We start from the raw sequence: 25,105 nt of genomic DNA on the forward strand, positions 1-25,105 counted from the left end.
GTGGCCAGACAGGAGCAGACGATGACCACTCCCCATGCCGAAGGCGCCCACCTCAGCCGCCGCCGCCTTCTCGGCGCGGCGCTCGCGGCCGGTGTCGTACTGATCGCCGAGCCCACCGCCGTGACGGCCCACGCCGCGACCGGCGATGTAACCCTGACCGCGGGCGGGATCAGCCTGCTGGCGAGCATCGGCGGCCGGCTCGCCATCCGCGACGCCGCCGGTGTCACCCGCAGCGCCGGGTCGAAGTTCCAGATCAAGGACCAGGAAACCGGCATTCACCTGTCGACCGGCGGCACCCCCGTACTGGCCGCCCTGCCGGACGGGACACCGGCGATCCGGATGGATTACGCCTTCGACGCCGCCGTCGGGGCGACCACCGTCACCGGCTGGTTCAGCGTGAGCACTGGTCACGCCCGGCTGGAGTGGCGGATCACCGGCGCGGACACCCTGCTGCCGGACGGCTTCCTGTTCAGCCGGGCGATCCAGGCGCCGACCGCGCCCGACGACTACATCGCGATCACCGAATGGGTCCGCGACACCGGCGGCGGCATCCCCTACGAGGAGACCGCAGGCGTCGCCCACACCTCGACCTGGGGCAGCCTGCACGGGCTGTTCCTGCTGGACCGCTCACGCCAGGCCTGGACGAACGCGACCTGGATCCACGCCCCGGGAACGGCCGACCCGGCCGGCGGCTGGACCAGCGAGGCCGACTTCTTCTTCTCCGAGACCAGACCGTCGGCCACGGCCACCATCGGTCGGGGCGTCGAACTCGGCCTGGAACTGACCACCGACAGCGACTTCAACCTCTACGACACCCCCGGCGAGCCGATGCGGCTCACCGCCCTGGTGGCCAACGGCGGCGCCGCCCGCACAGCCGAACTGGAGCTGTCCGTAAGGGACTTCGACGGCACGCAGCTCGCCGCCACAACGGTGACCGGCAGCATCACCGCGGCGGGCACCTGGCAGCACACCTTCACCGTGCCCGCGCCGGCCGCCGGCGTCGTGTTCGCCAAGGTCGTCGTACGGTCCGGGACCGACGAGGCGTTCGCCCGGACCAACCTCGCGACCCTGCCGCCGTTCAGTTACCAGGCCGGCGCGGACAGCATGTTCGGGGTCGCCAACTACCCCTGGCTGCAACGGCCGAGCGCCGACGCCGTACTCGACCTCTGGCAGCGGGCCGGCATCTCGCTGGTCCGTATCGCCTACGAAGGCGGCCCGGGTCTGCCGCCCGCGGCGTTCGACGCGCGGGGCATGCGCCACAACGTCGAGCTGCAGCCGGAGCTCGACGTGAGCGACACCGCGGCGGAGGCCTGGGCGGCCGACAAACTCGCCGTCGCGCAAGGGGCCGGAGCCGGCTACTTCGAGGTCGGCAACGAACTGAACCGGCCGTTCAACGAGGGAACGGCCGCCGTGGCCTACCTGAACAAGGCGCTGCGCCCGGTCTTCGACCGGCGGGCCGTGACCGGCGACGCCGTCAAGCTGATGAACAACGGACTCGCCGGGATGGACAAGCCCTGGGTGGAGAACTTCATCGCCGCCGGCGGCTGGGACCTGATCGACGCGTTCGCCTACCACCCAGGCCGCGGCAACTTCACCCCGGACTACATACCGCCGGGCGACGACTGGAGCACCGGCTCCGCGGGCACGTACTGGAACTTCTACGGCGGACTGAAGCAGCTCAAGGCGCTGATGGCGCAGCACGGCGAGAAGGAGATCTGGCTGACCGAGGCCTACGCGCCGACCAAGCCGAACAGCTGGTGGCACGACACCTACCGGCACGCCGCCGAGAACGTCCTGCTCACCCTGGCACTGGCGAAGGCCGAGGGCGTCACCTGCGTGTGCTGGTACCAGTTCCACGACAGCGTGCTGGGCATGCCGCAGGTCGCCGATCCGGACAACGTCGAGTACCACTACGGCCTGATGAACCGCGACCTCAGCCCGAAGCCCTCGCTCCTGGCGTACGCGACCGCGGCCCGCGCACTCGACCAGGCCACGTTCCAGGGCCACTTGACCTTCCCCGACCCGCAGACCTTCGGCCTCTGGTTTGACACCCCCGACGGTCCGGCGGTCGTCCTGTGGAACCGGGCCGACGGCTACCTGCTGAACACCGCAGGCGAGCGCGCCGACTGGCACTTCCCCGCCCCCGAGGTCTGGGCCGACCCCTGGCCGACCAAGACCCACCTCACGGTCACCGCCGGAGGCGCCGTACGCGAGCTGGACGCCATCGGCCGCAGCCGCCAACTCCCCACGGCCCAGGGCAAGGTGACCCTCACGCTCGACGGCGCGCCCCGCGTCTTCTACGGCCTGACCCCGGTGGCCGGGCCGGATGGCGACACGCTGGCGGGCTGCTGCTGACGACAGTCCGCCGAGCCACCCCGCGCCCCCCGTCTTTTCCCGAACTCCCGCACTCCCGCGTCGAAGGAGCAATCAGCCGCATGTCCGTTCCCGGTACCTCGCCGTGGTGGCGCAGCGCCGTCATCTACCAGGTCTACATCCGCAGTTTCGCCGACGGTGACGGTGACGGCGTCGGTGACATCACCGGCCTCCGCTCGCGGCTGCCGTATCTGAAGGCGCTCGGGGTGGACGCCATCTGGATCAACCCCTGGTACAAGTCCCCGATGGCGGACGGCGGTTACGACGTCACCGACTTCCGCGCGATCGACGGGCTGTTCGGCACGGTGGCCGATGCCGAGCAGCTCATCGCGGAGGCACACGAGCACGGAATCCGTGTCGTCCCCGACCTCGTCCCGAACCACACCTCGGACCAACACGCCTGGTTCCAGGCGGCTTTGGCCGCAGGCCCCGGCAGCCCGGAACGGGAGCGATACGTCTTCCGGCCCGGCCGCGGCCCCGACGGCACGGCGCCGCCCAACAACTGGATCTCCCAATTCGGCGGCCCGGCCTGGACCCGGCTGCCCGACGGCGACTGGTATCTGCATCTCTTCGCCCCCGGGCAACCCGACCTCAACTGGCAACACCCCGACGTCCACGCCGAGTTCGAGGACATTCTGCGGTTCTGGTTCGCCCGGGGCGTGGACGGCTTCCGCATCGACGTCGCCCACGGCCTCGTCAAGCACCCCGAACTGCCCGATGTACCGGCCCGGTTGGACGCGGCGGAGCAGGAGCCCCGGCAGCACGTCGACCACCCGCACTGGGACCGCGACGAGGTGCACGACATCTACCGCGCCTGGCGCAAGGTCGCCGACGAGTTCGACGGCGACCGCTGCTTCGTCGCCGAAGCCTGGGCGGACACCCCCGAACGCCTCGCCGCCTACGTCCGCGAGGACACCCTGCACACCGCCTTCAACTTCGACTTCCTCATGGCCGACTGGGACCCGGAGGAGCTGCGCGGCGTCATCGACGACTCCCTCACCATGCTCGGCGCCGTCGGCGCACCCGCCACCTGGGTGCTCTCCAACCACGACGTCACGCGCCACCCCAGCCGCTACGGCCGAAGCGCCGCCAGGCGCTGGGTCGCCGGCGAACGCTACGCACCCGGCGGCCCCCTCGACCTGACCCTGGGCACCCGCCGCGCCCGCGCCGCCGCCCTCCTCACCCTCGCCCTGCCCGGCGGCACCTACATCTACCAGGGCGAGGAACTCGGCCTCCCCGAAGTCGAGGACCTGCCCGACGACCTCCGGCAGGACCCCATCTGGGAGCGCTCCGGACACACCGACCCCGGCCGCGACGGCTGCCGGGTGCCCCTCCCGTGGTCCGGGCAGCACCCGCCGTTCGGCTTCAGCCCCGACGACGCCACCGCCCCACCCTGGCTGCCCCAACCCGCCGGCTGGAACGGGCTCACCGCCGAGGCGCAGACCGGCGACCCGGCCTCCATGCTGGAGCTGTACCGCACCGCCCTGCGGCTGCGCCGAGCCCACCCCGCCCTCGGTGACGGCGCCCTGACCTGGCTGGACGTGCCCCCTGGCGTCCTCGCCTTCCGCCGAGACCCCGGCTTCGTCTGCGTGGTCAACCTCTCCGCCACGCCCTACCCGCTCCCCGACCACTCCTCCGTCCTTCTCGCCAGCGCCCCTGTCGAGGACGGTGTGCTGGCGACGGATCACGCGGTCTGGCTCGACGTCTAGCGGGCGCTCGACCGCCGAGAGCTTCGGAGCGTTTTGGACTGTTGGTATAGTTCCTGGACGTACAGTCTGAAGCGAGGGGTGGGAATGGCGGACGGCAATCCGGCCCTGGACGCCGAACGGGACGCGATCGTGGGCGCGTTGGTGCCCCTCGTCGGCGGGATCGCGGCGACGTTCGGGCCGGTGTGCGAGGTGGTGCTGCACGACTATCGGGACCCGGAGAAGTCGGTGGTCGCCGTCGCCGGAGCCCTGACCGGGCGGTCGGCGGGCGGGGCGATGAGCGAGATCGGGCTACGGATGCTCGCGCGCGGGGACGAGGCCGCCGACGAGCTGAACTACCTCACCCGCACCAAGGGCGGCCAACAGCTCAAGTCCTCCACGATGGTCCTCCGGGACTCCACGGGCGCGGTGTTCGGCGCGCTCTGCGTCAACGTCGACGTCACCGCCGTACAGCAGGCGCAGGCCCTGCTGGCCGGGATCGGCGGCGCGGGCGCGGCCGAGACACCGACCACCACCTTCGGCAACGACATCGACTCCGTCGTCGAGGCCATCGTCGACGCCCATCAGCTGCGGCGGGGCCGGACCTGGGTCCAACTCGACCGCGCGCAGCGGCTGGAGCTGTTCCGCGGCCTCGACGAGCACGGAGTGTTCGCCGTGCGCCGGGCCATCGAACAGGTCGCCGTCCGGCTGGGCATCTCCCGCGCCTCCGCCTACAGCTACCTCTCGCAGGCGCGGGCCGCGACCGGCACCCCCGCCACTTCCGAACCCGCTTCCGATGGAGGAGCCGCGTGACCACCACCCCGCCCATCACCCTCGACGACGTCCTCAGCGCCGCCGCGCAGATCAAGGGCGTCGCGCACCGCACCCCGGTACTGCGCTCGCGCACCCTCGATCAACTCGTCGGCGCCGAGGTGTACTTGAAGTGCGAGAACTTCCAGCGGATCGGCGCCTTCAAGTTCCGCGGCGCCTACAACGCGGCCTCCCGGCTGACGCCGGAAGAACTCGCGCGGGGCATCGCCGCCTACTCGTCCGGCAACCACGCCCAGGCCGTCGCCCTCGCCGCCCGCGAACTCGGCACCACCGCCGTGATCCTCATGCCCGAGGACGTCCCGGCCTCGAAGCGCGCCGCCACCGAGGGATACGGCGCCGAGGTCGTCACCTACGACCGCTACACCGGCGACCGGGTGGCCATCGGTGAGGCCCTCGCCGCCGAGCGCGGGCTCTCCCTCATCCCGCCCTACGAGCATCCGCACATCATGGCGGGACAGGGCACCGCGGCACTCGAACTCGTCGAGGAAGTGGGGGAGTTGGACGCCGTGCTGACACCCGTCGGTGGTGGCGGCCTGATCGCCGGGACGGCCACCGCCGTCAAGGGGCTGCACCCTCGCACCCGGGTGATCGGCGTCGAACCGGAGGCCGGCGACGACACCAAGCGGTCCCTGGAGGCGGGCCGGCGCGTCTCCATCCCGGTGCCGCGCACCATCGCCGACGGCCAAGCGGCCGACATTCCCGGTGAGTTGACCTTCTCGGTGAACCGGCGACTGGTCGACGAGATCGCGCTGGTCAGTGACGAGGAGATCAAGGACGCGATGCGGTTCGCCTTCGAGCGGCTGAAGATCGTCGTCGAGCCGAGCGGTGCCACCCCGCTGGCCGCGCTCCTCGCCGGGCGCGCGGGCCAGCTCTCGGGCCGGGTGGGGATGATCGTTTCCGGCGGAAACATCGACAGCGAGCGGTTCGCGTTGTTGTGCGCGAAGGGTTCGTGACGCCGGTGCCCACGTCGGTGTTCCCCCGAATGGCGCTCCCGGGTGGACAGGAAGACGATGGAGTGGTGGGGCACGGCCCCCGCCGGAGCGCCGGTGCCGTTCGAGGATGCCGGGAGACGGAGACCGGCCCCGGCCGCGCTGTGCGCGGCCGGAATGGAGGCAGCCGTCATGCTGGAAGTGAAGACGGTCGACAAGCCGGACGAGCGACGTGACTTCCCCCGCGGCCACCTCGAAGCCGTCCACCTCAGCGGACTCGACTTCGCCATCGGCACCTTCGAGCCGGGTTGGCGCTGGTCCGAGTCCGTGGCACCGATCGCGGGAACCGAGAGCTGCGAGGTCCACCACAACGGTTACGTGGTCCAGGGACGGATGCACCTTCTGATGGACGACGGCGGCGAGGGCGAAGTGGGTCCCGGCGACGTCTTCGTGTGCCCGCCCGGACACGACGCGTGGGTCGTCGGCGACGAACAGGTCATCGTGTACGACTTCGCGGGCGGCATGGCCACGGACTACGCGAAGGCTCCGTAGCCCCTCCGGATGTACGCGCCCCGCGGCACCGCACCCGCCGGGCGCGTATGTCATGCCCGATACTCGGCGACCTGCCCCTCGGCGTACGCGATGGCCTCCGCGTGCCCGAACAGGCCGGGCAGCCCGCCCGTGTGCACGAACACCGTCCGCTCACCCGGTCTGATGTCGCCGTCCCGGACGGCCGCGATCAGGCCGGCCATCGCGCGTCCCGTGTACGTCGGGTCGAGGACGAGCCCGGCGGTGCGCGCGGCGAGGGTGAGGGCGTCGGCGGTGGGTGCGGTGAGCGTGGCGTAGCCGCCGCCGATCTGGTCGCGCCGAAATCGTAGTCCCTCCGGTGCGGGCAGCCCCGCGAACTCGCTTACGGCGGCGGCCGGTTCAGGCAGTGCGCCCACGTCGACGCCGAGCACCGCGTCCGCGCCGAGCGAGATCACCAGCCCCGCCATCGTGCCGCCCGAGCCGAGCGCGACGACGGCGGTACGCAGATCGGGGAGCTGTTCGCGCAGCTCCTCGCCGCAGCGCACATAGCCGCGTGCGCCGAGCGCGCTGGAACCGCCGAACGGGATCAGCGCGGGCTTGGCGCCCGACGTGCGGAGCTGTTCGCACACCTCGGCCGCCGCCCGGTCCAGTCCCGCCCGGTCCACGTCGCCCGCCCAGGCGATCCGTGCGCCGAAGAGTCCGTCGAGGGCGAGGTTCCCGGAGCGCGACACACCCGGTGATCCGCGCAGGACCAGCACCACGTCCAGGCCCAGCCGCGCTCCGGCGGCGGCCGTCAGACGGGCGTGGTTGCTCTGCGGGGCGCCGGTGGTGACCAGGGTGTCCGCGCCCTCGGCGAGCGCCGCGCCCACAGTCCACTCCAGCTTGCGGATCTTGTTGCCGCCGCCTCCGAGGCCGGTCAGATCGTCGCGCTTGATCCACAGGTCGTCCGGGCCGAGCCCGATCGCGGTGGCCAGTCTCGGGGCCGGTTCGACGGGGGTGGGGAAGGCGGCCAGTTCCACGTGCGGTGCGCTGTGCGGGTCGTCGGTCATGGCGTACATCATCGCGTGTTTCGGCGGTCGATCCGCTGATGGGCTTGCCCATGGAAACCGATCGGTTTACTGTGGCTCGCATGAGGAAACCGATCGGTTTCCCTCTCTTTCGTCCCAGCTCAGGAGATCCCCCATGACGAACATCGAAGGCTCCGTCGTCCTCGTCACCGGCGGCAGCCGCGGCATCGGCCGGGCGCTGGTCGAGGCGCTGTACGAGCGCGGCGCCAAGAAGGTGTACGCCACCGCCCGCGACCCGAAGACCGTTACGCACCCGGACGCCGTCCCGCTGGCGCTGGAGGTCAGCGACCCCGCGTCCGTCGCGGCGGCGGCCGAGCAGGCGCAGGACGTCACGATCGTGATCAACAACGCGGGCGCGGCCGTGAACGCGAACTTCCTGGACTCGCCCGTGGAGGACGTCCGGCGCGAGTTCGAGACCAACTTCTACGGCCCGCTGCTCGTCACGCGCGCCTTCGTGCCGATCATCGAGCGCAACGGTGGTGGCCACATCCTGAACTTCCACTCGGTGCTGTCCTGGATCGGTCTCGCCGGCTCCTACAGCGCCTCCAAGGCCGCGTTCTGGTCGCAGACCAACTCCCTGCGCCTGGACCTGAAGCCGCGCGGGATCGACGTCACCGGCCTGCATGTCGGCTACGTCGACACGGACATGGCCGCGCATGTCGACGGGCCCAAGTCCACTCCCGAGAGCGTCGCGGCCCAGGCCCTCGACGGCATCGAGTCCGGCGCCTTCGAGGTACTGGCCGACGACCTGACCCGCCAGGTCAAGGCCGGGCTGTCCGCCGAAGGCGGCGCCCTGTACCCGCAGTTGGCCGCCTAGCCGGACCGGCGGCCATCGGCCATCACATTGTCAGTCATCAGATCGGCAGCAATCGGCCGACCAGCGCGCTGAGTTGCTGCGCGTTGCGGCACTCGTGCATCTCGACCAGCTCCGCGTAGTCGGGTGCGGCCGAGTCGCCGGTGCCCCACTGGGAGCGCTGCTCGGGGTTCAACCAGTAGACACGGCGGGCCCGTTGGGCGATCTGCCGGACGGCCGGGAGATTCGGGTCGCTCATGTTGGTGCGGGCGTCACCGAGCACGAACACGGTCGTACGCGGGCCGACCGCGTCGCCGTACCGCTCCGCGAACTCGCCCAGGGCGACGCCGTAGTCGCTGCTTCCGTGCCAACCGGTGAGGGTGGCCTCGTCGCGGATGCGGGTGCCGAGGCCCTCGGGGTCGGCCGTGCCGTGGACGAGCAGCGGGGTCACCTCGTCGAGGCGGTTGACGAAGGCGAACACGCGCACCTTGCTGAACTGGTCGTGCAGCGCCTGCACCAGCAGCATCGTGAAGTCGGAGAAGCCCGACACCGAGCCCGACACATCGCACAGCAGCACCAGTTCGGGCCGGACCGGCCGGCGCCGGCGCAGTACCGGCCGCATCGGCACCCCGCCCGTCGAGAGTGAGCCGCGCAGGGTGCGGCGGAGGTCGATCGTGCCCCGGGAGGCGCGGCGCCGGCGGGCGGCGAGGCGGGTGGCCAGCTTCCGGGCCAACGGCTGAACTGCCCTGCGCAGTTCGGCCAGTTGGGCCCGTCCGGCGAACAGGAAGTCGACGCGGTCGGCCGTCGGCGCGATGGCCCGCCGGGCGAGCTCGTCCCGGCCGCGCCGCTCGGCGACCCGGCGCCGCGCCTCCAGGGCGACCTGCCGCCGGAACCCCTCGATACGCTGCCGGATCTCGTCGTCGATCAGCCGGTCGGTGAACCCGGACCGGCCCCCGCCCTCCGCCCGGACGCTCGTCCGCACCCGGGCCAGCAGCGTCTGCGGACGCAGCCACTCCAGGGTCTGGTGCGACGACCAGCCGTCCGACGTCGGGGAGTTGCCGTAGCCGCCGAAACCGTCGACGGCCTCCGCCGCCAACTGACCCATCAGCGCTCGGTCGTTGGCGGCGAGCGCCGCCGCGAGCCGGTCGCGGAGATCCTCGCGGTTGGTGGGCTCGCCCTGCGGTGCTCCGACACCGCGCGGGAAGTAGAGGTCGAACACCGGGTCGAACACCGGGCGTTGGCCCGTGCCGTGCAGCAGCGTCGCGGCCAGTCCCTCGCGGAGCAGCTCACGGTCCGCGAACCCGAGTGCCTCCATGGCCTGCGCCGCGTCCACGGTCTCGCCGGTGCCGATGCGCAGACCGTGTGCGCGCAGCGCTCCGACGAGGCCGGTCAGTCGCTCGGTGACACCGGCGGCGGTCACACGGCGTCCAGGTCGAGCTTGGCCGCTGCCCTGAGGATGTCGTCCTGGTGCTTGAGGAGCACGCCGAGGGTGTCCCGTACGACCGTCTCGTCGAGGGTGTCGGCGCCGAGTGCCAGGAGAGTGCGGGCCCAGTCGATGGTCTCGGCCACCGACGGGACCTTGCGCAGTTCCATCTCGCGCAGCGCCCCGACCACCCGGACCACGGACTCGGCCAGCGCCTCGCCGAGCCCCGGCACCTTGAGTCGTACGATCCGACGCTCCAACTCCTCGTCGGGGAAGCCGATATGGAGGAACAGGCAGCGGCGGCGCAGGGCCTCGGAGAGTTCGCGGCTCGCGTTCGAGGTGAGGACCACGAAGGGGCGGCGGGTCGCGGTGATCGTGCCCAACTCCGGGACGGTGACCTGGAAGTCGCTGAGGATCTCCAGCAGCAGGCCCTCCACCTCGACGTCCGCCTTGTCGGTTTCGTCGATCAGCAGGACCTTCGGGTCGTCGCCGCGGATCGCCGTGAGCAGCGGGCGGGGGAGCAGGAACTCCTCGCTGAAGATGTCGGTGCGGGCCTCGTCCCAGCTCTCGTCGCGGCCCGCGCTGATGCGCAGCAGCTGCTTGGCGTGGTTCCACTCGTACAGCGCCCGGGACTCGTCGACGCCCTCGTAGCACTGGAGCCGGACCAGCCGCGCCCCCGCGACCTCGGCGACGGCCTTGGCCAGCTCCGTCTTGCCGACGCCGGCCGGGCCCTCGACGAGAAGCGGCTTGCCGAGGCGGTCGGCGAGGAAGACGGTCGTGGCGACCGCGGGCGAGGCCAGATAGCCGGTCTCGGCGAGGCGAGCGGCGACTTCGTCGACGGAACGGAACACGGGGCCTCCGGCGGATCGCGGGTGGTGCGTCGGGTGGTGTGTCGGTGTGCGGCAACATATCTAAGCGCTTGTTCACCTTCACTGTCACCCGGGATCAGGTGCCCGCGCAAGCTTGTACACCGATCGGTTTCCTCTTGGGCTCCGGCGCGGTAACCTCGGGGTATGGCCACGACAGACAAGGCGTCACCCCGGGACCGGCTGCTCGATGCGGCGGCCGAACTGTTCTATCGCGACGGTGTTTCCCTCGGGGTGGAGGCGTTGTGCAAGTCGGCCGGGGTTTCGAAGCGGTCGATGTATCAGCTCTTCGACAGCAAGGACGAGGTGCTCGCCGCGAGTCTGGAGCGGCGTGCTCCCGGGTACGCGGCGCGGCTCACGGCCGGTCCGGATGACGCCGATACGCCGCGCGAGCGCATCCTGTTTGTCTTCGAGCAGGTGGAGAAGTCGTCGACCGAGGACGGCTATCTGGGCTGTCCCTTCCTTGCCACGATGGTCGAACTGAAGGATCCCGAGCATCCGGCGAGCGTGGTGGCCCGGGCGGCCAAGGAGAAGCTGAAGGACGCGTTTCGGGAGCAGGCCGAGTTGGGGGGCGCGCGTGATCCGGGGTTGCTGGCACGGCAGTTGATGCTGGTCTTTGATGGGGCGAGTGCCCGCGCGGGTGCGAAGCTGGAGTCGCTGGACGGGTTGACTGTGGAGACTGTGAGGGTGTTGCTGGATGCGGCGGGGGTTGCCTGAGCGTTGGGGAGTGTCGTTCGTCGGCTGCGGGTCCGTTGTGGCTGGTCGCGCAGTTCCCCGCGCCCCTTAGGGGGTGGCCGAACCGTGAGTCGAGGGGCAGCCGGTGTAGCGGCTGCCCCTTTGCCGTCAGGCCGTGCTCATGCGGCCAGCGCCACCGCCTCCACCGCCGGTGTGCGCAGCACGCGCCGGGCCGTCAGCAGGCTCGTGCCCAGGGTTACCGTTGTCGCCACCGTGACGACCGTGAGCCAGATTCCCAGTCCCTGGTGCGGGAGGATCGAGTCCGTGCGGACCATGGTGAACGGGATGATCCCCGCCAATGCTGCGGCCGTGCCGGAGAGGATGCCGGTGATCGTGAGGATCGCCGTCTCGGTGGCGACCGTGCGGAGTACCTGACCCGGGGTCGCGCCTGCCAGGCGTTGGCCGCCGAACTCGCGGGCGCGGTAAGTCGTCGCCGCGTACAGGGAGTTGACCAGCATCACGCAGACGAAGACCACGATGATGCCGACGACCGTGAAGTTCAGGGTCTCCAGGTTCTTGGCGTCCACCGACTTCTTCAGGCCCGAAGCCTTCACCGCGTCGCTCTCCACCGCCTGCATGTACAGGGTCGCCGTGGACACTGCCGTGAACAGGATCAGCGACATCAGGATCCCGGCGAGCTGGTCGGCCCGCTCGCGGAGGTTGCGGACCGCCAACCAGCCGCTCGCGCCGGTCAGTTGGAGGCGGTCGAGCAGGCCCTTCAGCAGGCGTGGTGCGAGCAGGGCGAGTCCTACCGAGAGCAGGATCGCGCCGTACGCCGGTGCCGCCATCAGCGCCGCGTCCGTGGCGGAGAAGGCGAAGGTCGCCGTCACCGACACCATGCCGGCGACCAGCGCGGCGTACGTGAAGAACGTCCGTGCCCGGCCCTGTCGGCGCCGACCGTGCGTGGCCCGTCGTACGGCCAGGAACGCGGCGCCCGCCGACGCCAACAGCGTGATGCCCAGGCCCGATTGGAGGGCGAAGGGGCCGAAGGAGTAGTTGACGGAACGGGCGACCTGGCCGCTGTCCTTGAACGCCCCGAGCAGGGCGCGTCCGCCGAGTATCGCGGGACCGACGGCGAGGATCGCGCCCAGCAGGGCGACGGCCACCGCTTCACCGACGACCATCCGCTTGAGCTGTGCCGGGGTCGCACCCGAGCAGCGCAGGGTCTCCAACTCCCTCGACCGCTGACGGACGTTGACGGTCAGTGTCGACGTTACGGCGAAGAACACCAGCAGAGTTCCGTAGCCTCCGACGACACTCGCCGACGTCGAGAGCGTGTCGGTGCTGACCGAGTCGATGCCGTGCTGACTCGCCGTGTCCTGAAGGGAGTTGAACGTCATGATGATCGCCGCGCCCAGGAACGCGGCCAGCAGAGTTGCCAGGAAGCGGCCCGGCCGTTGCCGGATCGAACGTATCGCCAGTACGAACATCGCTCACACCCCCACCGTCACGTCGTCGCCCAGGTGCGCCAGCCGCTCGGCGACCGCGTCGACGGTCGGCGCGTGCATCCGGCCGGCGAGCCTGCCGTCCGCGAGGAACACCACCGAGTCGGCGTACGAGGCCGCGACCGGGTCGTGCGTCACCATCACCACGGTCCGGCCGTGCACCCGCACCGCCTCCCGCAACAGCAGCAGCACACCCCGCGCGCTCCGCGTGTCGAGGGCGCCCGTCGGCTCGTCCGCGAAGATCACCCGGGGTTCGGTGACCAGCGCGCGGGCGATCGCGACCCGCTGCCGCTGACCGCCGGACAGCTGGTCGGGGCGGTGCCCGAGCCGGTCGCCGAGGCCGACCGAGACCAGCACCTCCTGGGCCCGCCGCCGGTCGACGCGCCGCCCCGCGAGCTTCAGCGGCAGCACGGTGTTCTGCGCGACGGTGAGCGTGTCCAGGAGGTTGTACTGCTGGAACACGAACCCGATCCGACCGCGCCGGAACCGTGTCAGCTCCGCCTCGCTCCCACCCGTCATCTCCACGCCGTCGACCATCACGATCCCGCTGTCCGGCCGGTCGAGCCCCGCCGCGCACTGCAACAGCGTCGACTTGCCGGAACCCGAAGGCCCCATCACCGCGGTGAACGTTCCGCGCTCCAGGCTCAGCGTGACCCCGTCCAGAGCGGTCACGGCGCTGTCGTCACGGCCGTAGGTCCTGCTCACCTTGACCAGCCGCAGTGCCTCGGCGGCGGGTCCCTTGTCGTGCGTCCGTCGTACGGTGCGAAACATCGCCCTCACCCTCCGTGCGGCACGCCCTGTGCCTCGCCAACGACGTTACGGAGAGCGCCGGTTGCGCACATTGGGCGCAGGACCCGTATCCCGGGGTGTACTCAGCGACACCCTCGCGGTCGGGCCCCCAGGGGATGCTGTGACAGGGCTGTGGCCGGAGGTATGGCTTCCGCCACAGCGGTCCCGGGCCGTTCTTGATCGACTCTGCGGATGCCGCGAAGGATGCCGAGAAGCGTGTACGACACCGTGCTGGTCACGGTGGTGGGGCTCCTCGTCGGGGCCGCCATCTGGACGGTCGCGGACGTGGCGTACGACGATCCCGCCGCCGGACTGTCGAAGCCTGCGGGGCCGGTCTGTCCGCGCGAGGGCATCCGCGTCACGGCCGGACCGGTGAACCCCGCGATGGGCCTGCGCGCCATGACCCTCACCCTGGAGAACTGCGGTACCCGTGCCTACCGCGTCGAGGGCTACCCCGAGGTCCGGCTGCTCGACCGCGACCAGCAGCACGTGACCGGTGTGTCGGTGATCCACGGCAGCGGCGGTATCGCCACGGTGACCGGATTCGACGACCCGCCGGATGCGGTGACGCTGGCCCCCGGCGAGCGGGCCTTCGCCGGCCTGCTGTGGCGCAACACCGCCACCGGCTTCGGCGCCGCGGACTACATGCCGTATCTGACGGTCGCGGTCCGGACCGGGACGCTGCCCGTCCTCCTGTCACCGGACGGCGGCCTCGACCTCGGGACGACGGGACGACTCGGCGTCGGACCGTGGCGAGCCAGCGCCAGCAGTACCAGTACCAACACCACGGGCCCCGGCGGAGGCACCCGATGACCGACCAGGGCACCCCCGCAGCCGGCTTCCCGCAGCGCGTCCTGCACCGTTCGCGCCCACACCGACGGGTCGACGCCATCGCGCGCGGGCTGCTCGTCGGCGTGGACGCCCTCCTCGTCGCGCTGATCCTCGTGCTCGGCAGCGAAGGCGTCTTCACCGCGGACTGGATGGGCGACAGTGGAATGATGGACGCCACGGCCGCCTCCTACCAGCACGACTGTGTCGTCTTCCTCTGCCGGGTCGAGGCCGTGACCGTCGCCCTGGCGATCGCCTGCCGCCTCTGGACCACGGCCGTCACGCAACTCGTGGTCCTCACGTCCGCCGCGGTCTTCATCGCCTCCCTCTCCACCTACTGGAACCCCTGACCGACCGCCCGTACGGGTCACCAGAACGCGCCGCCACTGGGCCCGCCCGATGCAATGGACCTGTGACCGCGCCCCCGGACGACTGCCTCGCCCGTAACGAGTGGATCTGCGGCGAGTACCTGAGCACCCGCCGCCACATCCTCCTCGACGCGGTCGTCCAGCATCTGCAACTGACCGCGATCTCGGTGCTCATCGGCCTGGCCATCGCCCTCCCGCTCGCGGTGGTGGCCCGCCGCTGGGGCTGGGCGGCGGGACCGGTTCTCGCGGTGACGACGATCCTCTACACGATCCCGTCCCTGGCGATGTTCTCGCTGCTCCTGCCCGTCTACGGCCTCTCGGCCACCCTCGTCGTCGCCGGACTCGTCCTCTACTCACTCACCCTGCTCGTCCGGAACATCCTGGCCGGCTTGCGCGCCGTACCCGAGGAGACCCGACAGGCCGCACGCGGCATGGGTTACGGCCCGATCCGCCTCCTGCTCACCGTGGAACTGCCCCTTGCCCTGCCCGCCGCGATGGCCGGCCTGCGCATCGCCACCGTCTCGGCGGTCTCGCTGGTCACGGTCGGTGCGATCGTCGGCTTCGGGGGACTCGGCAACCTCATCTACGCGGGCATGAACACCTACTTCAAGGCCCAGGTGCTCACCGCGTCCGTGCTCTGCGTGGTGATCGCGATCCTGGCCGACCTGCTCCTCCTGCTCGTACAACGGCTCATCACCCCCTGGACCAGGGCGGTGCGCGGATGAACACCCTGACCGACGCCTGGCACTGGCTCACCGACTCCGCCCACTGGTCGGGCGACGACGGGATTTGGCACCGGCTCGCCCAGCACCTCGTGCTCACGGTCGTCTGCCTGGTCATCAGTTGCCTGATCGCGCTGCCGATCGCCCTCGTCCTGGGCCACCTCGGCAAGGGTGGCGCGCTCGCCGTCAACATCTCCAACATCGGCCGCGCGGTGCCCACTTTCGCCGTGCTGGTCCTGCTGCTCCTGACCCCGATCGGCAAGTGGGGCGAGGGGCCCACGGTCGTCGCCCTCGTCCTGTTCGCCGTACCGCCGCTGCTCACCAACGCGTACGTCGGCATGCGCGAGGTCGACCGCGATGTGGTGCGGGCCGCGCGCGGTATGGGGATGACGGGCCGTCAAATGTTGTTCCGCGTCGAACTGCCGCTCTCCCTCCCGCTGTTGATGAACGGCGTCCGGATCGCGGCCGTCCAACTCGTCGCGACCGCCACGATCGCCGCACTCGCGGGCGGCGGCGGACTCGGCCGCATCATCACCGCCGGCTTCAACCTCGCCAACACCGCACAGGTGGTGGCCGGGGCAGTGCTCGTCGCCGTGTTCGCACTGCTCGTCGAGGGCGTCTTCGAGGTCGCCGAACGGCTGGCACCCCGGTGGGCGGGGAGAGCACGATGATGCGACTGCGACTGCGACTGCGACTGCGACTGCGACTGCGACTACGACTTCGACGCATGGCGGTGGCCGCGCTGCTTCTGGTCACCGGCTGTTCGACCGGGCCGTCCCTGGAGAACCAGAGCGCCGTCACCGCATCGCCCGGCGACAGCCACCACCTGACCATCGGCTCGGCCGGATTCACCGAGAGCGACCTGCTCGCCCAGATGTACTCGCTCCTGCTGAAGCAGGCCGGCTACCAGACCTCCCTGCTCACCGTCGCCAACCGCGAACTCTACGAACCCGCCCTGGAAGCAGGGCAGATCGACGTCGTACCCGAGTACGCGGCCACCTTCGCCGACTGGCTCAACGCCAAGACCAACGGCGCCGACGCACCGGCCGTCGGCTCGCCCGACCTCGCCACCACGATGAAGGCACTGCGCGAACTGGCCACACCCCGGGGCCTCACGGTCCTCGACCCCGGCAAGGCCGTCGACCAGAACGCCTTCGCCGTGGCCCGCTCGTACGCCAACGAGCATCACCTCAAGACCCTCAGCGACCTGGGAGCCTCGGGACTGAAGGTGCGGCTCGCCGCGGGCGACGAGTGTGTGCAACGGCCGTACTGCGAACCGGGGTTGAAGAAGACCTACGGCATCGACATCACCGCCGTCGACCCGAAGGGCGTCGGCACGACACAGGCGAAGAGCGCGGTGCAGAACGGCCAGGACCAGATGGTGCTGACCACGACCACCGACGCCACGCTCGACCAGTTCGGCCTGGTCCTCCTCGCCGACGACAAGCACCTCCAGAACGCCGACTACGTCGTCCCGGTCGTCAACCGTTCCCGGGCGGGGAGTACGGGGGTGACCAAGGCGCTGGGGGAACTCAATGGCGTCCTTACTACGGCCGACCTCGCCTCCATGAACCAACAGGTCGACAGCTGGCGGAGGTTGGCGCAGGACGTGGCGCGGACGTATCTGAAGGAGAAGGGCCTGCTGAAGTGAGGCCAGGGGGATTGTCAGTGGCGGCTTGTACCGTTCGGGCATGGGTGTCTATCTGGTCGATGTCGGTGCGGGGGAGTGGCTGAGTGAGGACACGGGGGAAGGGGGAATGGGTGCGATCGCCAAGGGCCTCGACGCGGAGCTGGCCCGGCGCGGACTGCCGTCGTACGCGTCCGTGCCCGAGCGGGACTTCGGGTCGGCGTTCGAGGAGAAGCTGAGCCCGTCCATGCAGGGGTTCGACGCGTTGTGCCGTGCCGAACTGACGCCTGCCGAGCGGGAGTTGATCGGCGATTGGTCGGTGCTGGTGCCGATCTCGCTCGACGAGGAGATACGGCTGCCCATCGGCTCCGCCTACACGGACGAGACGGTGATCGCGGGCGCACCCCAGGTGCTCGCCGTGGCCGAGCGGCTGGCCGCGGCACTCGAACTGCCCGCCGGGATACCGGAGGTGTCCGGGAACCTCGCCCTGACGTTCTGGTTCCTGGAGGGCGAGGCGGAGGAGCTGGCCGCTGCCGAGCCCGGCCGCTGGAGCGAGGACCTGGACACGGCCTTCTACGTGGCCCTGTACCTGCGCGCCGCCCAGCACGCGCTCCGACAGGGCTGCCCCCTCACCTACTCCTGAGCCGCCGAGCGATCCTCACGCGTCCGCCACCGAGTCGAAGTCCACCTGCCCCCGGGGCACCCCGAGCGCGTCCGCGTCCACTGACCGCCGCAACGCCTCGTGCAGTTTCGCCGGAGTCAGCACACCGAGGAAGCGCGCCCCGTCCAGTACGGCGACCCACCCGGCGTCGTGCTGGAGCATCACGCCGAACGCCTGCTTCAAGGGGACGCCCACCGGTACCCACGCGTTCATCCGGTGGGCGAGTTCGCCGACCGTGCCGCCCGCGGTGAGTTCGTCGGCCTTGACCCAGCCCTGCAACTCACCCTGCTCGTCGAGGACCACGGCCCACCTCGCGCCCTCCACCCGCAGCCGGTCGGCAGCCCGCTGGGCCGACTCGTCCGCGCGGGCGACCGGCGGCTGTTCCAGGTCGTCGGGCTCGATCTCCGTCACCGACAACCGCTTCAGCCCCCGGTCCGCGCCCACGAACTCGGCGACATACGGCGTCGCCGGCGTGCCGAGCACCGCGCCGGGTGTGTCGTACTGCTCGATCCGCCCCTGTCCGTACACGGCGATCCGGTCGCCGAGCCGTACCGCCTCCTCGATGTCGTGCGTGACCAGGAGCACCGTCTTGCGCACGGCGGCCTGCATCCGCAGGAACTCGTCCTGCAACTGCTCCCGCACCACCGGGTCGACCGCGCCGAACGGTTCGTCCATCAGCAGCACCGGCGGATCGGCGGCCAGCGCCCGCGCCACACCGACGCGCTGCCGCTGTCCGCCCGAGAGCTGCTCCGGGTAGCGCGGTCCGTACGTCTTCGGGTCGAGGCCCACCAGATCGAGCAGCTCGGCGGCCCGGGCCCGCGCCTTCGCCCGCTTCCAGCCGACCAGGGACGGCACGGTCGCTGTGTTGTCGAGGATCGTGCGGTGCGGGAAGAGGCCCACCTGCTGGATGACGTATCCGATACGGCGGCGCAGTCGCACCGGGTCGACGGTGGCGATGTCCTCGCCGTTCACGAAGATCCGGCCGGAGGTGGGTTCGATGAGCCGGTTGACCATCATCATGGTCGTCGTCTTGCCGCAGCCGGACGGGCCCACCAGCGTGACGAGTTCGCCCTCGTTCACCTCGAAGGACAGGCCGTCCACGGCCGTCGTACCGTCCGGGTACCGCTTGCTGACCTGCTCGAACCGGATCATGTCCTCACGCTAACGGCGCCGGTCCGACGCCGCCCTTCAACAGCGTCCCACCGGCTGGTGACGCGGCCGTGCGGACCCTGGAATGATCCGAGGCACCCACATCTCCCGGCGGGCCGAAGGGACAGCGGCATGAATGACGGAGTCGATGCGACGGCCCGCAACGGAAGGCTGCGCCGCCGCACGTTGCTCACCACGGCGGCCCTGAGCGTCGTCCCCGCGGCGATGGCGGGAGGGAACGGCGCCGGGGGCAGCGCATCGGCCACCACCACTGTGTCGGGCCTGACCGTGGAACACCGCACCGACCCGCTCGGCATGGACGCGGCACACCCGAGGTTCGGTTGGCGCATGGCGTCCACCGCGCGGGGCCGGCACCAGACGGCGTACCGGATCAAGGTCGCCACCTCGCCCCGGCACTTGACCCACGGCAGCCCCGACGTCTGGGACAGCGGTCGCGTCGACGCGTCGGACTCGGTCGCCGTGCGCTACTCCGGCCCCGAACTGCGCGCCTCGACCCGCTACCACTGGACGGTGACGGTGTGGGACGAACACGGCCGCGCCGTCCACGCCGCCCCGACCGCCTCCTTCGAGACCGGCCTGCTGAGCACCGACGGAGTCACCGGGTGGGACGGCGCCCAGTGGATCGGCATGGCGGGCAAATGCCCGAACACCGCCGGCGCACCCCTCCTGCGCCGCCAGGCGGAACTGACCGGCGGGCGGGTGAGCGGGGCCCGGCTGTACGTGTCCGCGCTTGGTGTGTACGACGCCTACGTCAACGGCCGACGCGTCCCGGTGCCGCAGGGCGACGGCACGACCTACGAGTTGCTGACCCCCGGCTGGACCAACTACGACACCACCGTCAACTACTTCACCTACGACGTCACTGACCTGCTCGCGGACCCGTCACAGGTCACCCTCGCGGCCGTGCTCGGCAACGGCTGGTACAACGGCCGCATCTCCGAGAACAGCGTCTACTGGTCGGCCGACGGTAACTCCCTCGCCCTCAAGGCGAAACTCCTCATCCGGTACGCCGACGGCTCCACCCAGACGATCGTCACCGCCCCCGGCGACGACTGGCGAGCCACCGACACCGGCCCCTACCGCACCGACGACCTCTACGACGGCCAGCTCTACGACGCCCGCGAGGAACTCCCCGGCTGGACGGCGAACGGCTTCGACGCCTCGGTCTGGTCCGCCGTCGAGGCCCAAGGCCCTTTCTCGGACGCTCAGTTGGTCGCCTATCCCGGCGAGAGCGCGCGCCTGATGCCCGAGTGGGACCGCAAGCCGTATTCCGTCACCGTCTACACGGGAGTCACCGGCGTCACGGGAATGGCGGGCGAGGCGGGCAGCGCGAACGGCAAGGGCCGCATCGTCGTCGACCCCGCCCGCACGGTCACCGACCCCGTGCGGGCGTCGACCGTCTCCGTCACCCTGCACCCCGGCGACACCGCCGTCATCGACCTCGGCCAGAACCTCGTCGGCGTGCCCCGCTACACCCTGCGCGGCCCGGCGGGCGCCCAAGTCGCCTTCAAACCGGGGGAGATGCTCAACGACGACAGCGCGGGCGCCGACGGACCGGCCGGCTCGGTCTACCGCGCGAACCTGCGCACCGCGGAAGCCACCAGCACCTACATCCTCAAGGGCGACCCGGCCGGAGAGACCCACCAGGACTCGCTGACGTTCTACGGCTTCCGGTATGTCTCCGTCACCACGACCGAGACCGTGACTCTCGTCGAGCTCACCGGCAAGGTCGCCACCTCCGCCCTCCGCGACCTCGGCACCGTCACCACCGACGACATGGACGTCAACCAGCTGATCAGCAACGTCCGTTGGGGTCAGCGCGGCAACTACCTCTGGGTCCCCACCGACTGCCCGCAACGCGACGAGCGCCTCGGCTGGACCGGCGACACCCAACTCTTCGCCAACACGGGCCTGTTCAACACCGACGCCGTCCCCTTCCTCAGCCACTTCCAGGACACACTGATCGACTCACAGCACAACTACGGCGCGGGGAAAGGCCAGTTCCCCTGGGTCGCCCCCGGCCACCGCTACGGCCAGCCGCTGCCGGCGAGCGGTTGGGCGGACTGCGGGGTGGTCGTGCCGTGGACGGTGTGGCAGATGTCCGGCGACACCACGATCATCGACCGCAGCTGGACGGCGATGACCAAGTACCTCGACTGGATCCACCACCGCACCGGCGACACCCACGCCGGCCAGGGCGCGGTCTTCGGCGACTGGCTCGCCTTCCAGATCACCAGCACCCAGCTCATCAGCGACGTCTACTACGGCTACAGCGCCCGCCTCATGGCGGACATGGCCCGCGCCACCGGCCGCACCGCCGAAACGGCCACCTACGAGCGGCTGTTCACCCACATCAAACGAGCCTTCATCACCAAGTACCTCGCCACCGACGCCCTCACCGGACAGCTCACCGTCCGGTCGAGCCTCGGCGACCCACCGCCCCACACCCCCGGCAACAGCGCCGGCAAGACCGAGGACGACACCCAGACCGCCCTGCTCTGGATCCTCAAACTCGGCTTCTACGACTCCGAGTTGCAGCACCGCCAACTGGTCACCCTGCTCGCCGACAACATCGGCAACAGCCCGGCCTACAAGGCCGCCCACCCCGACAGCACCCGCGTGGAGTACCCGGAGAACACCCTCGCCGTGGGCTTCCTCGGCGTGAACGTCATCGCCCCCGTCCTCACCGCCGAGGGCCGCGTCGACCTGGCATACAGCCTCCTCCACCAGAACGCGATGCCGTCCTGGCTCTACTCGGTGACCAACGGCGCCACCACGGTCTGGGAGCGCTGGAACTCGTACTCGAAGCAGGACGGCTTCGGACCGGTCGACATGAACTCGTTCAACCACTATGCCTACGGCGCGATCATGGAGTGGATGTACGAGAGCATGGCCGGCATCGCCAAGGACCCCGAACACCCCGGCTTCAAGCACTTCCTCCTCCGACCACACCCCGACCCGACCGGCAGGATCACCCGGGTGAGCGGCTCATACGTCTCTCCCTACGGCGAGATCGTCAGCGAATGGACCGTACGGGAAGGGAAGTTGACGTACCGCGCGGTCGTCCCCGCGAACAGCACGGCGACCCTGCGCATCCCCACCACCGACCCGTCGACTGTCCACGAGAACAACAGGCCCCTGGCCGAGGCACTCGGCGTGGAGTTCCTCGGCTTCACGGACGGCACCGCCTCCTACCAACTGCCGTCCGGCACCTACGAGTTGACCTCGGCGCTCGCCTGACCGCTCACCAGCACCACCTCCAGGGTGCGCGGACCGTGCACCCCCTCGACCCGGTCCAGCTCGATGTCACTGGTCGCGGAGGGACCCGAGATCCAGGTCAACGGGCGTGTCGGGTCGAGGCGTTGGAGCGCCTGAGGGACCGAGGAGACCACCTGGTCCGGCACCCGTACGACACAGATGTGGTGGTCGGGGACGAGCGTGATCCGGCGGCGGCCCTGGTCCGGGCCGCCGTCCAGGACGATGGTGCCGGTCTCGGCGATGGCGATCGCGCAGCCCGTGACCACACTCTCGACCTTGTCGAGTTCGTGCGGCGTGCTCACAGCGCGGTCGTGGACGCGGGTGGGATCGGCGGCCGACATCCACTCCGGCGGCAGCCCCGGGGGCACCAGGACATATTGCGGTCCCCGTTGGGCGAGCAGCCGCATGATGAGGTAGGGCAGTTCCTCTGGGTCCGTACGGTGCACGATCGCCCGGTAGTCGGCCAGGTTCTCGGCGAGCAACTCCACCGTCTGCTCGACACTCCGGTCCCCGTGCTCGCGCAGATACCCACGCGCGAAGGCCTGGTCGTAGGGCGTGTCGTCCCGCGGCACGTCCGCGAGCGCGCGTTCCACGCGGCCCAAGATCCGTTCCCTGCTGCTCACTTGGCCTCGTCCTTTCCACCGTTCGTGCGCTGCCACCAGTCGCGGAACGGCTCCGCGGGCACGGCCGGCAGATCCCGGGTGCCGCTCCACGCCTTGCCGGGGCCGGGCAGGGTCCGTGGATGGAAGCGGCGGGTGCGGGACGCGAGCCGTTGCCCGGTGCGCAGGGCGCCCGGGTGGGTGAACGTCCAGCGGGCCGCCCGCATCGCCGCGCGCTCGGCGGCATGGCCCTTGGCGGGTTGCAGGACGACCTTGTTGCCCTCGCGGGTCACCGGCCCGCCCTCCACGACCCGCTCCCGCAGATGCACCAGCACCTCGGGAATGTCGATGGCGACCGGGCACACCTCGTAGCAGGCACCGCACAGCGACGAGGCGTACGGCAGCGAGGCGTCGATCTCGCTTGCCGTGCCCCGGAGTTGGGGGCTGAGGATCGCGCCGATCGGGCCCGGGTAGACAGAGCCGTAGGCGTGACCGCCGGCCCGCTCGTACACAGGGCAGACGTTCAGGCAGGCCGAGCAGCGGATGCAGCGCAGAGCCTGGCGGCCGACCTCGTCGGCGAGGGTGTCGGTGCGGCCGTTGTCGAGCAGCACCAGGTGGAAGGTGCGCGGCCCGTCCCCGTCCGTCGTACCCGTCCACGTGCTGGTGTACGGGTTCATGCGCTCGGCCGTCGAGGAGCGGGGGAGGGTCTGCAGGAACACCTCCAGGTCCTGCCAGGTGGGCACGATCTTCTCGATGCCGACGACCGAGATCAGCGTCTCGGGGAGGGTGAGGCACATCCGGCCGTTGCCCTCCGATTCGACGACGACGAGCGTGCCGGTGTCCGCGACCATGAAGTTGGCGCCGGAGATGCCGACTTTGGCCCGCAGGAACTTCTCGCGGAGGTGGAGGCGGGCGGCCTCGGCGAGTTCGGCGGGTGAGTCGGTCAGTCCTTCCGGTGCCGGGCGGCCCCACTCGCTCATCTCACGGACGAAGATCTCCCGGATCTCACCGCGGTTGCGGTGGATCGCGGGCACCAGGATGTGCGAGGGGCGGTCCTTGCCCAACTGCACGATGAGTTCGGCGAGATCGGTCTCGTAGGCGCGGATCCCCGCCGCCTCCAGAGCTTCATTCAGCCCGATCTCCTGCGTGGCCATCGACTTGACCTTGACGACCTCCGACTCGCCCGTCTCCTGGACGAGTTGAGTGACGATCCGGTTGGCCTCGTCCGCGTCGGCGGCCCAGTGCACGATGCCGCCCGCCGCTGTCACCGACTCCTCCAACTGGAGCAGATACCGGTCGAGATGACGGAGGGTGTGGTCCTTGATCTGCTTGCCGGCCTCGCGCAACGCGGCCCAGTCGGACAGCTCCGCCACGGCCTTGGCCCGTTTGGCGCGGATCGTGTGGGTGGCGTGGCGCAGATTCCCGCGCAGGGTCTGGTTGTTGACGGCCTCGTGGGCGGCGACAGGGAAGGCCGGATAGACGGGCGGGGGAAACGCGGGCATTCCGACGAACGTGCCGCTCATGCGCGAGGCTCCTCTTCCGTGACGGCTCGGGTGCCGACTTCCGTGGCGCCTTCGGTCGCGGCCAGAATCTCCGCGATGTGCACCGGCCGCATCTCGGTGTGAAGCCGCGCCATCGTGCCCCCGATGTGCATGAGGCAGGAGTTGTCCGCCGCGCACAGCACCCCGGCGCCCGTCGACTCGGCGTTGCGCACCTTGTCGGCGCCCATCGCCGCCGAGACATCGGCGTTCTTCACGGCGAACGTCCCGCCGAACCCGCAGCACTCGTCCGCACCGGGCAGCTCTACCAACTCCAGCCCCTTGACGGCCCGCAGGAGCTTCAGCGGCCGGTCACCGAGCCCGAGACTGCGCAGCCCGTGGCAGGTGGGGTGATAGGTCACCTTGTGCGGGTAGTAGGCCCCGACGTCCGTCACCCCGAGCACATCCACGAGGAACTCGGTCAGCTCGTACGTCTTCGGCACCACCGGCGCCAACGTGGCCGCGAGAGTGTCCCCGCGCCCCTCGGCCCGCGCCCTTTCCCCCATCCGCGGATACAGCTCCCGCACCATCGCCCCGCACGACCCGGACGGCGTGACGATCGCCTCGTACTCCCCGAATACATCGGAGAAATGCCGGGCGAGGGGCTCGGCCTCATGGCGGTAGCCGGTGTTGTAGTGCGCCTGCCCGCAGCAGGTCTGGGCCATCGGGAAGTCGACCTCGACGCCCAGCCTGGTCAGCAGTTTCACCACGGCGCGCCCGGTGTCGGGATAGAGCGTGTCGTTGACGCAAGTCAGGAACAGGGCGACACGCATCGCGGCTCCTTAGTGGTCGATCATCGGATGAGTGCAGCGTAGTCGGAGGTCACCGTCTCGGGGAGCCCCCGGTTCACCGCGCGGCGAGCCGGAGGTC

At 70.5% G+C, this 25,105-nt stretch carries 23 protein-coding genes; 14 read left to right on the forward strand and 9 right to left on the reverse strand.

Translation table 11 applies throughout. From position 1 onward, the window contains the following. Window positions 1-21 precede the first annotated feature (21 nt). From SPR02S_RS14390 to SPR02S_RS14410, 5 genes are all read left to right on the forward strand, one after another. Window positions 22-2,355, forward strand: a complete 2,334-nt coding sequence (locus tag SPR02S_RS14390; protein ID WP_019057673.1) for a glycosyltransferase family protein — start codon at window positions 22-24, stop codon at window positions 2,353-2,355. Between the two features lie 80 nt (window positions 2,356-2,435). Next, window positions 2,436-4,082 (forward strand): glycoside hydrolase family 13 protein, encoded by a 1,647-nt coding sequence (locus SPR02S_RS14395; RefSeq protein WP_019057674.1) that lies wholly within the window; start codon window positions 2,436-2,438, stop codon window positions 4,080-4,082. A gap of 84 nt (window positions 4,083-4,166) precedes the next feature. Beyond that, the gene (locus SPR02S_RS14400; RefSeq protein ID WP_019057675.1) at window positions 4,167-4,871 is read left to right on the forward strand and encodes a helix-turn-helix transcriptional regulator; all 705 of its coding nucleotides are present in this window, start codon (window positions 4,167-4,169) and stop codon (window positions 4,869-4,871) included. Further along, complete coding sequence (locus SPR02S_RS14405) at window positions 4,868-5,842, forward strand: pyridoxal-phosphate dependent enzyme (RefSeq protein ID WP_019057676.1); 975 nt, start codon at window positions 4,868-4,870, stop codon at window positions 5,840-5,842. The genes SPR02S_RS14400 and SPR02S_RS14405 overlap by 4 nt, the downstream gene beginning before the upstream one ends. A gap of 168 nt (window positions 5,843-6,010) precedes the next feature. Next, window positions 6,011-6,370 carry a cupin domain-containing protein gene (locus tag SPR02S_RS14410; RefSeq protein WP_026150531.1) on the forward strand — a complete coding sequence of 120 codons (360 nt, stop codon included), beginning with the start codon at window positions 6,011-6,013 and terminating at the stop codon, window positions 6,368-6,370. Between the two features lie 50 nt (window positions 6,371-6,420). Here SPR02S_RS14410 and SPR02S_RS14415 read toward each other — a convergent pair whose 3' ends face one another. Next, window positions 6,421-7,407: a D-cysteine desulfhydrase family protein gene (locus SPR02S_RS14415; RefSeq protein ID WP_019057678.1), complete on the reverse strand. Its 987-nt coding sequence runs from the start codon at window positions 7,405-7,407 to the stop codon at window positions 6,421-6,423. A 121-nt stretch (window positions 7,408-7,528) separates the two neighbouring features. Here SPR02S_RS14415 and SPR02S_RS14420 point away from each other — a divergent pair, with 121 nt between their 5' ends. Beyond that, window positions 7,529-8,230 (forward strand): SDR family oxidoreductase, encoded by a 702-nt coding sequence (locus SPR02S_RS14420; RefSeq protein WP_019057679.1) that lies wholly within the window; start codon window positions 7,529-7,531, stop codon window positions 8,228-8,230. Window positions 8,231-8,267: 37 nt separating this feature from the next. Here the strand turns inward: SPR02S_RS14420 and SPR02S_RS14425 are convergent, their stop codons facing one another. Together SPR02S_RS14425 and SPR02S_RS14430 are read right to left on the reverse strand one after the other, a co-directional pair. Then, window positions 8,268-9,626 carry a vWA domain-containing protein gene (locus SPR02S_RS14425; RefSeq protein WP_019057680.1) on the reverse strand — a complete coding sequence of 453 codons (1,359 nt, stop codon included), beginning with the start codon at window positions 9,624-9,626 and terminating at the stop codon, window positions 8,268-8,270. Beyond that, window positions 9,623-10,480: an AAA family ATPase gene (locus SPR02S_RS14430; RefSeq protein WP_019057681.1), complete on the reverse strand. Its 858-nt coding sequence runs from the start codon at window positions 10,478-10,480 to the stop codon at window positions 9,623-9,625. The genes SPR02S_RS14425 and SPR02S_RS14430 overlap by 4 nt, the downstream gene beginning before the upstream one ends. Window positions 10,481-10,642: 162 nt before the next feature. On the opposite strand from SPR02S_RS14430, the gene SPR02S_RS14435 reads away from it, so the two are divergent. Beyond that, complete coding sequence (locus SPR02S_RS14435) at window positions 10,643-11,212, forward strand: TetR/AcrR family transcriptional regulator (RefSeq protein ID WP_019057682.1); 570 nt, start codon at window positions 10,643-10,645, stop codon at window positions 11,210-11,212. A gap of 137 nt (window positions 11,213-11,349) precedes the next feature. Here the strand turns inward: SPR02S_RS14435 and SPR02S_RS14440 are convergent, their stop codons facing one another. Both SPR02S_RS14440 and SPR02S_RS14445 read right to left on the reverse strand, forming a co-directional pair. After that, the gene (locus SPR02S_RS14440) at window positions 11,350-12,660 is read right to left on the reverse strand and encodes an FtsX-like permease family protein (protein WP_019057683.1); all 1,311 of its coding nucleotides are present in this window, start codon (window positions 12,658-12,660) and stop codon (window positions 11,350-11,352) included. Between the two features lie 3 nt (window positions 12,661-12,663). Beyond that, window positions 12,664-13,446, reverse strand: coding sequence for an ABC transporter ATP-binding protein (locus SPR02S_RS14445; protein WP_019057684.1), 783 nt, complete (start codon window positions 13,444-13,446; stop codon window positions 12,664-12,666). Window positions 13,447-13,680: 234 nt separating this feature from the next. Between SPR02S_RS14445 and SPR02S_RS55740 the strand changes: the two genes are divergently transcribed. The 6 genes from SPR02S_RS55740 to SPR02S_RS14475 all read left to right on the forward strand — a co-directional run bounded on the left by SPR02S_RS55740 (window position 13,681) and on the right by SPR02S_RS14475 (window position 17,652). Beyond that, window positions 13,681-14,277: a DUF4232 domain-containing protein gene (locus tag SPR02S_RS55740; protein ID WP_019057685.1), complete on the forward strand. Its 597-nt coding sequence runs from the start codon at window positions 13,681-13,683 to the stop codon at window positions 14,275-14,277. Beyond that, complete coding sequence (locus tag SPR02S_RS14455; RefSeq protein ID WP_019057686.1) at window positions 14,274-14,642, forward strand: hypothetical protein; 369 nt, start codon at window positions 14,274-14,276, stop codon at window positions 14,640-14,642. Before SPR02S_RS55740 ends, SPR02S_RS14455 begins: the two co-directional genes overlap by 4 nt. A gap of 62 nt (window positions 14,643-14,704) precedes the next feature. Continuing rightward, on the forward strand, window positions 14,705-15,385 hold the full coding sequence (locus SPR02S_RS14460) for an ABC transporter permease (protein WP_019057687.1): 681 nt from the start codon (window positions 14,705-14,707) through the stop codon (window positions 15,383-15,385). Then, complete coding sequence (locus SPR02S_RS14465; protein WP_019057688.1) at window positions 15,382-16,053, forward strand: ABC transporter permease; 672 nt, start codon at window positions 15,382-15,384, stop codon at window positions 16,051-16,053. Before SPR02S_RS14460 ends, SPR02S_RS14465 begins: the two co-directional genes overlap by 4 nt. Window positions 16,054-16,109: 56 nt before the next feature. Next, window positions 16,110-17,033: an ABC transporter substrate-binding protein gene (locus SPR02S_RS14470; protein ID WP_019057689.1), complete on the forward strand. Its 924-nt coding sequence runs from the start codon at window positions 16,110-16,112 to the stop codon at window positions 17,031-17,033. Window positions 17,034-17,073: 40 nt separating this feature from the next. Next, window positions 17,074-17,652, forward strand: a complete 579-nt coding sequence (locus SPR02S_RS14475; protein ID WP_026150533.1) for a hypothetical protein — start codon at window positions 17,074-17,076, stop codon at window positions 17,650-17,652. Between the two features lie 15 nt (window positions 17,653-17,667). Here the strand turns inward: SPR02S_RS14475 and SPR02S_RS14480 are convergent, their stop codons facing one another. Continuing rightward, window positions 17,668-18,822, reverse strand: coding sequence for a betaine/proline/choline family ABC transporter ATP-binding protein (locus tag SPR02S_RS14480; protein ID WP_019057691.1), 1,155 nt, complete (start codon window positions 18,820-18,822; stop codon window positions 17,668-17,670). Between the two features lie 129 nt (window positions 18,823-18,951). Here SPR02S_RS14480 and SPR02S_RS14485 point away from each other — a divergent pair, with 129 nt between their 5' ends. Continuing rightward, window positions 18,952-22,080 carry a family 78 glycoside hydrolase catalytic domain gene (locus SPR02S_RS14485; RefSeq protein ID WP_019057692.1) on the forward strand — a complete coding sequence of 1,043 codons (3,129 nt, stop codon included), beginning with the start codon at window positions 18,952-18,954 and terminating at the stop codon, window positions 22,078-22,080. Here SPR02S_RS14485 and SPR02S_RS14490 read toward each other — a convergent pair. The 3 genes from SPR02S_RS14490 to SPR02S_RS14500 are packed head-to-tail and all read right to left on the reverse strand — an operon-like array spanning window position 22,053 to window position 25,008. Further along, window positions 22,053-22,721, reverse strand: a complete 669-nt coding sequence (locus tag SPR02S_RS14490; protein WP_019057693.1) for a LutC/YkgG family protein — start codon at window positions 22,719-22,721, stop codon at window positions 22,053-22,055. The genes SPR02S_RS14485 and SPR02S_RS14490 overlap by 28 nt on opposite strands. Further along, window positions 22,718-24,220 carry a LutB/LldF family L-lactate oxidation iron-sulfur protein gene (locus SPR02S_RS14495; RefSeq protein ID WP_019057694.1) on the reverse strand — a complete coding sequence of 501 codons (1,503 nt, stop codon included), beginning with the start codon at window positions 24,218-24,220 and terminating at the stop codon, window positions 22,718-22,720. Before SPR02S_RS14495 ends, SPR02S_RS14490 begins: the two co-directional genes overlap by 4 nt. Continuing rightward, a complete protein-coding gene (locus SPR02S_RS14500) occupies window positions 24,217-25,008 on the reverse strand; it encodes a (Fe-S)-binding protein (protein ID WP_019057695.1) in 792 nt (263 codons plus the stop codon). The genes SPR02S_RS14495 and SPR02S_RS14500 overlap by 4 nt, the downstream gene beginning before the upstream one ends. Between the last annotated feature and the right edge of the window lie 97 nt (window positions 25,009-25,105).

The organism is Streptomyces prunicolor NBRC 13075, from assembly GCF_000367365.1.
Classification (GTDB): Bacteria; Actinomycetota; Actinomycetes; order Streptomycetales; family Streptomycetaceae; genus Streptomyces; species Streptomyces prunicolor.